At 59.0% G+C, this 10,039-nt stretch carries 7 protein-coding genes; 2 read left to right on the forward strand and 5 right to left on the reverse strand.

The annotated features are described in order from the left end of the window. From IVB36_RS31450 to IVB36_RS31465, 4 genes are all read right to left on the reverse strand, one after another. A partial coding sequence (locus IVB36_RS31450; protein ID WP_247391693.1) for a transposase occupies positions 1-288 on the reverse strand: 288 nt, incomplete at its 3' end. Positions 289-394: 106 nt separating this feature from the next. After that, entirely contained in the window at positions 395-1,135 is a 741-nt protein-coding gene (locus IVB36_RS31455; protein WP_247394170.1) for a DUF2971 domain-containing protein, read from the reverse strand. 85 nt (positions 1,136-1,220) lie between these two features. Next, entirely contained in the window at positions 1,221-2,147 is a 927-nt protein-coding gene (locus IVB36_RS31460) for a DUF4238 domain-containing protein (protein ID WP_247394171.1), read from the reverse strand. A gap of 43 nt (positions 2,148-2,190) precedes the next feature. After that, on the reverse strand, positions 2,191-3,015 hold the full coding sequence (locus IVB36_RS31465) for a hypothetical protein (protein ID WP_247394173.1): 825 nt from the start codon (positions 3,013-3,015) through the stop codon (positions 2,191-2,193). A 621-nt stretch (positions 3,016-3,636) separates the two neighbouring features. Between IVB36_RS31465 and IVB36_RS31470 the strand changes: the two genes are divergently transcribed. Then, positions 3,637-3,969, forward strand: a complete 333-nt coding sequence (locus IVB36_RS31470; protein ID WP_247394175.1) for a hypothetical protein — start codon at positions 3,637-3,639, stop codon at positions 3,967-3,969. Positions 3,970-4,281: 312 nt separating this feature from the next. Beyond that, positions 4,282-4,527 carry a hypothetical protein gene (locus IVB36_RS31475; protein WP_247394177.1) on the forward strand — a complete coding sequence of 82 codons (246 nt, stop codon included), beginning with the start codon at positions 4,282-4,284 and terminating at the stop codon, positions 4,525-4,527. Between the two features lie 1,104 nt (positions 4,528-5,631). On the opposite strand, the gene IVB36_RS31480 is transcribed toward IVB36_RS31475, so the two are convergent. Then, positions 5,632-9,909 (reverse strand): amino acid adenylation domain-containing protein, encoded by a 4,278-nt coding sequence (locus IVB36_RS31480; RefSeq protein WP_247394178.1) that lies wholly within the window; start codon positions 9,907-9,909, stop codon positions 5,632-5,634. Between the last annotated feature and the right edge of the window lie 130 nt (positions 9,910-10,039).

Below are 10,039 nucleotides of genomic sequence, written 5' to 3' on the forward strand. Positions count from 1 at the left end.
GGAGTCGATCGACAAAGCCACTCGGTCCTTGCCGCAGCGGGCGAGCGCTTCAAAGATCGCCTGCCAATGTCCGCGCTTAGCCCAGCGATTGAACCGATTATAGATCGTCGTGTAAGGGCCATAGTCGGACGGGCAATCGCGCCAGCGTGCGCCGCACTGGAGCATGTGAATGATACCGCTGATAATGCGTCGATCGTCTTGGCGCGCCGGGCCGGTCTGGTTCGTTGGCAGATGCGGCTCTATCTGAGCCCACTGCTTGTCGTTGAGCCAGAACAGTCCTTTGCGCATCGAAGTCCCCCGTGCCGAATCAACTTGGCACGAGGGAATCAGAACTCGCTAATTAGGTACAGACCCTAAATGTCTCGTCTTTCGATTCGAAGGAGCGCCGTCTGGGTCATTCCAGCGCAAGGTTGAACTTTGGTGCCCGGTATAAGGTCGACTGGGAGATGGGGATCGCGCAACCCGCGCTTTTGATTTCGGACTCCAAGGCATCAAAGCCCGCCTGGTCGAGCCGTGGATCGAGGACGACCTCGTCACAAACCTTGTTTACATCGAACCCAAAGCGCGCAGCGACACCGCTGGCGCGCTTGGGATCAAGGTCCTGGAAAAGCAACCGCACTTCATTTTCGTGTATGAACGCTTCGCGCTTGATGCTGAGCAAGCGGGCAAAGCCGGTCGCTTGGCCACCGAAGGCGATGTTCGCAAAAGTAGTCCGCCCCATCAGCGCCGCGATTTCAGCTTCGGTTTTGTATTGAACTTTGCCGATTAGATATTTCAGGTCGGCAAAGGTATCGCGCGCGTCATAGAAGCTGTCGAACAATTTGCGGACCGTCGTCCGCACCTTGATGCCGTCCTTATCCGGGCTGTAAATGCGCCACATCGCATCCGTGTCCGCATTCAGCGTCCAGCACTGGCCGTACCAATCCTCGGCGAGGTTTTCGATTGAGATTTTCTCGCCAGCCGGCCCCGTTACTTCGGAACGCAGAAAGAAGTTCTCGAACGGGTCGTCCCAAATCCGGGGCTTGACCAAACCGTTCTCTCCGGTTTTGAGCAGATCAAGAAACCAGTGCTTCGAATAGATGTGGTAAATGGGCGCGTCCAAATCCGGGATATCAAATATATTGTCGGCCTTCATTTTACGCTCACGTCCTGCTGTTTCTAGCATCCAACCGCGAAAGCCACCTGCCCGGTAAGGCAAATCGGCCGGCACGGTGGCGGGGTCAAGCGGCGCTTGGATATTTGCCGATGTTGGGGAAGAGCGGCAGCGGCTCCATCTCCGTTGACATCGTGGCGCCCACGAAATTTTCCTGCGCCTCGCTGTCCGCCCACACGAACCGGCGCGCGCGCCCGGCGACAAACCGGTTCACCCGCTCGACCATGTCAAGCGGCTTCTGCGCCGCGACCAATTTGAGCGACTTTTCGTCGTTTGCGGCCAGGAACAGTTTGGTTGGGCTGATAGGGAGAAATATCACCCCGTCGGGCCGGGCAAGCTTGTCGATGCAGACCGGCCGGTCCGAGGTCAGGATGCGCCCCGCCGACGCCGGAGCATCGAGGACACCCCAGTGCATCTGGTTCATATGCACGATGAGCGTCTCGTTGTCGAAGTTCTTGATGATGAGATTGACGCGCATCTTCGCCGCCGTAAACGGATCAACGGTCGCAAGGTATTCGTCAAATGTTGCGGGCGCGTTCTCCGGCTTGATTTTGTCCCATTCGGCCTGAAGCGCCACGCCGCTTCCCTCCCAGATGGCCTTCGCCGCCGCGCGCAACTCCGGCATCGCATGCGGGTGGCGGAAATGAGTCCCGAAGACGAAACGAGACCACGCGTTCACGAGTTCATTGGTCCAGGTTGATGCGCGACCCAGGTGAATATCCAGCCCATCGGCGGCCGTCCGGTCGAGATAGTTGAAATAGACCTTCTCAAGATATTGCCGCTGCTCCGGCGGCAGGTCGGCGAATTCGTAAAGGTCCGTCTCGAACCCGGTTGCGCGCGGACCCACCGGCTTTGCGATGAGCTTGCCGTGCTTGCGGCTATACTCAATCAACTTGCCGTTCGGACCCGCCCATTGGGAAAGGTAGAACGCCGGAATGAAATGGTGATCGCGGGGCTCGCTTATGATGCTACCTATATACGGCGCGCCCGGCATCCCGCCAATGGTGGGCCCATGCCAACGATGACCTTGCAAAGCTTCACCGCGAGAGCCTGCCATCCGGCAAAAGGAAATGCGCCCGCACGGCCGTGACCCGCTCGAAGCTGCCCGCGGCGACCGCTTCCGACAGCACGCCCACGAGGCGCCAGCCCCAGCGGCCGTCGCGATAGACGGGCTGAAGCATCGGCCCGCCCGAGACCCCGCCAAGGTCATACCCTTCCGGCGGGAGCCCGAGCCCGCGCACATCGACGCGGGACTCCCTGTCGAGCTGACAGCAGAGCTGGTAGTCGGTGTGGCTGGTCAGCGGCACCATGGCGCTGTGCAGCCCGAATGAAATCTCATGCGCCGCGATGGGGATGCGCTCATCACCCGGAAACCCGCCGAAGAAGACGGCCTCGCCGATGTTCGGCGGCGGCGGCCATGACCCATCCGTGCCCTGCACGATGCGCTTGCCCGTGGCTGCGATTTCTTCCGGCGTGACCCGGAAGGTTGCGATGTCGATGCCCTGATTTTTACCCGACGCGATCAGGCGCTCCTCGGGGTTGAACCCGACATTCCCAATCTGGCAACCGCGGACCCGGCGTTCGGCCCGGTCCTCAAGAAACCCCTCATAGACATGCGCCGCCGTGACCGCGAAGGGACCCCGCCCGCAGTCGAGGAAAAACATCGAGCCCTGCGACGGCTTCAGCGAGGTGAGCGCATGTTTCTCCTGCGTGCGCCACAGCCACCAGGTCACGTGGGCCGCACCATCATCGTGCCGGCGGCGCGAGAACGCCCGCATCTCTTCCGACGCGCGCTCGTCCATCGGTATCGCGTTCAGCCGCTCGGGCGTGAAGGCCGCGTCAACAAGGTCGTGCTCGGGCATGAGTTCAGGCATAAGGCCATGAGATAGTAACCAGCCGCCGGTCCGCAATAGCAATCAGCATGGGGCATCCGCCGCCGCTGGCGCGTCGGCGGCCACGTCCTAGTCGCTAACGCGACCCGAGCTACGGCTACGCAGGCTTCGCCCGTGTCTCGGCCCTTGCGGGTAACGGCCGTTTGCCGATCGCGCTATCGCGCGCCTTTCAGCCTGAGGGGACACCTCTCCGCTGGAGCGCAAGCAGATCCCCGCGGCCTCCGCGTCTCACCCACACTTCACATTTTTCTTTTGTGTGGGGCCCCTCGTGCAAACTCACGGCGGGTCTCGTCTTTTCTGCTGGCGCCCGCTACCCCGAAAGAGGCTGTCCATTGGTTTCATGCGCGGGCCTGTGCCCGCAGCGAAAACCAACGAACCAAGAAAGGAAAAACAATCATTCCTCTCATTCCCGAAAACCTCATGGCCAGACTCCGCGCCAATGGCGAGTTCAACGAGAATCCATCTTGGGATTCGGCAGATTGCGGCAATCTTGCTTGTTGGCGGCACGATGTGCGCAGTCGCGCTGATCGCGGCTCAACAAGTGCCTGAGCAAGAACGAGTCGTCTCGGCGGCGTCGCCGTTGCAATTCTGGTGCTTGACATTGTCACGATTGCTCTGCTGAGCCCTCGCCTACTGGAGAATCTGCAGGCGAGGACACTCTCCGACTATGACTTCGCGGATATGGTCGAGAACCACAGTGGGATCATTACGGTCGATATCGATGGCAGGCTATTCGGCAATAGCATGTACGATAGCCGCTTCAACACAGATCTAAAATCCGACCGCAACAGCATTATCCGCCCCTACGCGCTGGGCCTCTTCCATCGTGCGCCGCGAGACGTGCCGATGATCGGCCTTGCCTCCGGCTCGTGGGCCAGATTATCGCAAACAACCGAATCTTGCCTCGCTCACAGTCGTGGATGATCAATCGCGGCTATCTCGAATTGATTGCGGAACACGACAACGTCGAATCGATCTTGAACAATCCCAAGGACAAGATCATCGAGGACGATGGGCGCCGTTGGCTCGGCCATCATCCGGACGCGCATTTTGATGCAGTCATCTCCAATACGACATGGCGTTTCCGCGCCAACGCCACAAATCTGCTCTCGTCTGAATTATTGGACCCTTGTGAAGCAACATCTGAAGCCAGATGGCATCTTCTTCTAAAACACCACCGATTCGCGACGTGTCCAGCGAACGGGCTGCATCGCTTTCCCTTACGGGGCCCGGTTCATGAACCACATGGTCGTGTCGCGGATGCGGATCGATTGGGATTATGCTCGTTGGCGCCGAACGCTGGAAATCTACCGCATCGATGGCATCCCCAAGTTTACGTCCAGCAAAGCCGACCGCGATCGGCTGATCGAACTGATCGACGACTATCGTCAGGATGGTCCCGAGATCGAGGCATGCCCGCACATCCTAAAGGCAACTGCAGGCAAGACGCTGGTCACCGATGACAATATGGGAATCGAGTAGCGTTACTACCTTGGGATGGAGTGACGGTCGCTGCGCAAGCCGTGACAGATCACCTTTTAGCTCCCGCGAAGCGCCTTGCGACCGAAGTCCATCAATTTGATCTAACCAAGTTGCCCTCCAATCAGGCATCTCGACGATCTCAAAGCCCTATCATCGCGACAAACGTTAGCAAACACTGTCGGGACTGACTAAGCCGCTACCAGTATTGCAAATGGTGGGCATCAACTGATGAGCTTTTGCTCGAACGCTTACCGGCATTCTTCACGACAACCTCGCCAGCGATATTGGACCACGATAGTTCAAATCCTGGAGGCGCAACACCCGATCGCTGCGAAATGGGGCCCAAAATGCGAACGGCGCCCCTTCGGGAGCGCCGTCGCTGGTAGCTCAAGAATCGATGGTTGTAGGGGCTCGCCGTACTCATTTCTTGCGATTGATCGAGCACGAAATCCCGAAGCTTGTCGCATGAATTCCGAGGACCCGCTGGTTAAGAGACAGCGCCGGGTTGAGAAAAAATCAATGACTTAGCGGTCGCACCCCTGGACTTATCCGACCGAAAATGGGCATTCGTCGCACGATTATAGCGCTTCGTTCGCGCCGCGTATTAGTCTCGCTATCCAAACGGGAGTGCGGCTTCATGGACCGTGACCAAGGCGCCTCGCGTCGCGAGGACAGCCGTATTGAAAGTCGGGGTTCGAGTCAGGGGGCCGTTTTGATGATCCCCCCGGAAAAGGCGGTGCGATTCGAGATCATTCGGACGGCCGCCTAAGTCCACTTAAATCCCGTCGCGCGTCATCTTTGGCCGTCCGCCGCTAGCTTGCGCAGGTTTCCTACATCGGACGCTCAGACCTGTCCCGGCCGGCCCTACCCGGCCGCTCCCCCCGTCAAAGTACGGGCGCAGATCGAGTTAGACGTGGAAAACGGCGCCGGGAGCATGCCCGGTCGGCGGCGGCGCGTGCAACATCGAGCGGAATCAGCAGCTCAGGTCGGTTACAGGCGAAATTCGTGCGAAGAGTGATCTTGCCCGCGACCTCGAAAGCCTGATCTCCTCCGGCACAGGGGCCCAGGACCCGATCTGGCTCGTGACTGAGTCCGCCACGGCTTTTATTCAATGGTGGACGAATGGAGAACAGCGTCGGCGAACAGGCGATTTGAGAGGTCGTCCGCGAGGACAACTACGTTTGGATGCTTCAGAAGCGAGCGATGGTCGCCAGGAAGAGGCGGCGCTTCAATGACGCTATCGAAGACAGCGCGCCATGAAGTTGCTGTGTTGGCGGAGTTCTGATTGTAAGAGACGCCGAGCGCCGAAACCTTCTTGGGTACGTAGAGTCTGCCCGCGCGAATATGGCGAACGAACACTTGGAAGATTTCCTCAAGCGCGGGTGCACCAATTTTCCATGCACCCGAGAGGGCGAGAGCAAGCGCTGCGAAGTCAGCTGGCCGAATTTCGGTCGTTGCACCGTGTTGAGGCGACAATCCACCCTCCTCCGCAAGGAATATAAGGAATTCAGACCATTCCTGGTCCATGGAGAGACTGAGAGGCGCTTCTAGGACCGACGGATAGGCACTATCGATCATAGCCACAAAATCGACCCTCACGTGTGCGGAAATAAGTACCCCAGCGATGGCGTGGGCGAGCACACCACCAAAAGACCATCCGGCGAGCGTACAAGCCATGTCCGGTAGCACTGGAAGAATGGCCCGAGCATAGACTTCAGCTATCTCGTCAATCGAACGCACCCTCGCGAGTTCGTGACCGAAGTTTAGGGCATGAATACCATAGATGTTTTGCGTAGGTGGCAACGCCCGCACGAGGTCATTATAGATGCTCAGGCCTCCGCCACGCGCGTGACAGAGGATAAGCGGCCGACTCTTGGCGACTCGAAGAGAAATGAGTTGGCCCGCAGATTTTCGACCGTCCTTTGATCGCGAGCGCACTTTCTCGGCGCACTGGTCGAGGCGGGGACTCGCGATATGCGCGGAAAGTTCGAGGGTAAGACCCCGCCGCCGGAGTTGCTCAAGCACTTGCAGTGCCAGCAGTGAGTGCCCGCCCAGCTCGAAGAAGTTGTCGTGCCGGCCGACACGTTCCAGGCCCAGAAGCTCGGCCCAGATCTGCGCCAGCGCGATCTCGATCTCGCCCCGCGGCGCCTCATAGGCTGCCCGCGCATACGCATCATCCTCTGGCGGGGGCAGCGCCTTGCGGTCCAGCTTGCCGTTCGGCGTCAACGGCAGCGCCGCAAGCCGCACAAACGCGCTCGGCACCATGTACTCGGGCAGCCGCGCACCAAGATGGGTGCGCAACGTGCCGGCAAGTTCAGTCTCCTCGGCTTCGCCGGCATGCTCCGCAGCCGTAACCACATAGGCGACCAGACGCTTCTCGCCGCTGCGATCCTCGCACGCAACCACCGCCGCGTCGCGCACCGACGCGTGCTCAACCAGCCGCGCCGCGATCTCGCCAGGCTCGATCCGGAAGCCGCGGATCTTCATCTGGTCGTCGATGCGGCCCAGAAACTCCAGATTGCCGTCCGGCAGGTACCGCGCGAGATCCCCGGTCCGGTACATCCGTGCGCCGACCTCACCACTGAACGGATCGGCCAAGAACCGCTCCGCCGTCAGTTCGGGCCGGTTCAGATAGCCACGCGCGACCCCCGCCCCGCCAATGTAAAGCTCTCCGATCGCCCCAAACGGAACAAGTTCGCCATGACCGTCCAGCAGATAAATCCGCGTGTTCGCAATCGGTCGGCCGATCGGGACAACTGACCTATTAAATCCAGCGGAATAATGCCAAGCAGCCGCGTCAATCGTCGCCTCAGTTGGTCCATAGAGATTGACAAGCGGCTGAGATGTCAATTGCAACCATCTGCTCGCTAATTCTTTTCTAAGAAGCTCTCCACCACAGAATGTGAAACGCAAAGAACCGATATACTTTTGCTCAACGTCGGTAAGCGCAAGCAATGCTGCAAGAAGCGACGGGACCAATTGCAGAACAGTGACACCATACTTATCCAGTAGCTCTAAAAGTTTTCGAACATCTAATTGCAGGTCGCGAGGAAGAAGAATTGAACGCGCCCCAATCGACAAGGCTGTCCATAGCTCCCATACGGCGGCATCAAGCGCGGGGGAGGTTCGCTGCAAGAAAACGTCGTGGGTAGTGAAATGGAATTTATCCGCCTGCCAAATCGTGTGGTTGACCAAGCTTCGATGCTCGACCATGACGCCCTTTGGAGTGCCGGTAGATCCCGAGGTGTAGATCACATAGGCGAGATGGCGCGAAGTCAGGCCAAGCGCACGCGGGTCGGGATCGGAGGCCGGCAGCTTCGCCCAGGCCGATGTCGCCGTCTCGAGATCGACCACCGTCAGATCGGCCAGCGCATCGGCGCCCAGCGCGGATCGTCCCGCAGCATCGGCCAGCAACAGTTGCGGCTGCGCATCCTCAAGAACCTGCTTGAGCCGTGCGCACGGATAGGCCGGATCCAACGGCAGATAGGCGCCACCCGCCTTGAGGATTGCAAGCAGCCCCACCACCATCGCCACGCCGCGCTCAAGGCAGATCGCCACAGGCTGGTCCGGCTTCACCCCGAGCCCGATCAGATGATGCGCCAGCCGGTTCGCCCGCGCATTGAGCTCGCCATAGCTCAAGCGCTCGTCCTCATGGACCACCGCCACCGCGTCCGGCGCCTTGGCGACCTGTGCCTCGAACAGCTCGTGGATGCACCGATCCGACGGATAGGCCGTCGCCGTCCGGTTCAGCTCCTCTAGCAAGTACACCCGTTCGTCGAACGGCAACAGTCCAATCCGTTGCACCGGCCGATGCGCATCGGCAGCCACCTCAAACAAAAGGCTTTGCAGATGCTGCGTGATGCGGTCGATCTGGTCGGCCACCAAGCGACTTGCATCAAAGTGCAATCGAAAGCGCCCGTCTAGAGCACAAACCTCAAACGTCAATAATTCACCGGATAGGATTGCCTCTGAACTCAGGCTAACACCGGTAGCAGAACAGCTATTTGCCACAACCGTGATGCCAATCGGCCATGGTCTGCGCGATCGTAGCAGCTCAATACCCCCCAACGACGGACAACGTGCGATAAGATCCCGCGCAAAGCTATCGTACTCCCTCAGCTGAGCGCACTCGGCCGCCACCACTTTGCGCACCGCAGCAAAACCATGACCGAGGTCAATGGTAATTTCCATTGGCACGACAGAAGCGACAAGCGCGTCTATGATCTTCAACCCGGCTCGCGAACTTTTCGGTGCGGGAGTCCATCCCAACTGAAGCTCTGATTGGCCGGTGACGCGGGCGAGATAGATGAGCCACGCGCTTATCAGGTATTCCGCACGATCGGTCGGCGACAGCTCGGCCAAACCACTTGGAACGAACCACGAGCTCGACTGCCATTTGTAGCGAGCTCCAGCTTCTCGAGACGACAAAAAAGGAAACTGCAATGTCTTGAACCGCTCAAACCGCTGTCGCCAAAAACGCTCTTGAGGCGCCAACATTTCGTGGGCGACAGTTATGCTCCGCGCCTGATCATCGCCTAAAACTGGCAGACAATCCCCCACATCCAGATCGAAATCCCTCGCAAGCACACGCGCGTCCAACGCGTTACCATCCGCGCTGCCAAACGAGACATCAACATCCTCCGTATCTGTTGCCACACGCCAGTGGCTGGGGTGGATTTCGACTAACGTACCTGCCGGACAACCCGTGCGTCGAGCCGACACCTCCAAGCTCCTAACTACGACAACGTCGTCGCCTACCAGAGCCTTGGACAGACATAGCGGATTTGAATGATACGGCCCAAAGTCTAAGGCTCGCATCATCGCTGACAAATTTTCCGCAGCACGATTCCACCGCATGCAGCCTGCCGCATCTGGTGGTCGAGACCTCGGAAAATCGCTTCTCTCCACTACCGCCTGAGGACGAACACTGAGCTCTCCGTTCGCCAAGCCAGTTAAGAGCTCGCGGAAGCCCACGATGGCGGCTTGATCACATTTACGGTTGAGAGTTAGCGCAGTATCGTTGGGCGCGATCGATAGCTGACGTTCAATCACCAGGCCATCGGTATTCACACCATGATCGATCCGATGCCAGCTAATTGCGTATTCGACCTCTTGCGCCAGCAGCGCCCAGGACGTGGCATGAGTTCCTGCATATCGTGGCAGCGGGCCGTCGTGGTAGTTGAAGGCGCCTTTGTGGACACGACGAAACACATCCGCTGGCAATTTGAATGGATTGCCGACAAGAAAAATCAACTCGACCGATTCGGCATTCAGTAAGGCGGAGAGCTCTTCAACACTCGCTGCGCGCAAGATATTGGCGCGCGCAGCCCAATCGCCGAATATGACATCGGCACACAGCACCCCTCGGATGACATGGCCCATCTCCATTGCTAGCTGAGCGCACCTGATAGCTGTAAGCGCTTAGCCGCAACCCTATTGAGGCTGGCTTGACGTTTTGCGGAATCGCCACGGCATGAGGTCTTCGATGCGGCTATGGGGATGGCCGTCGATG

This window comes from Bradyrhizobium sp. 35 (assembly GCF_023073215.1).
GTDB lineage: Bacteria > Pseudomonadota > Alphaproteobacteria > Rhizobiales > Xanthobacteraceae > Bradyrhizobium > Bradyrhizobium canariense_D.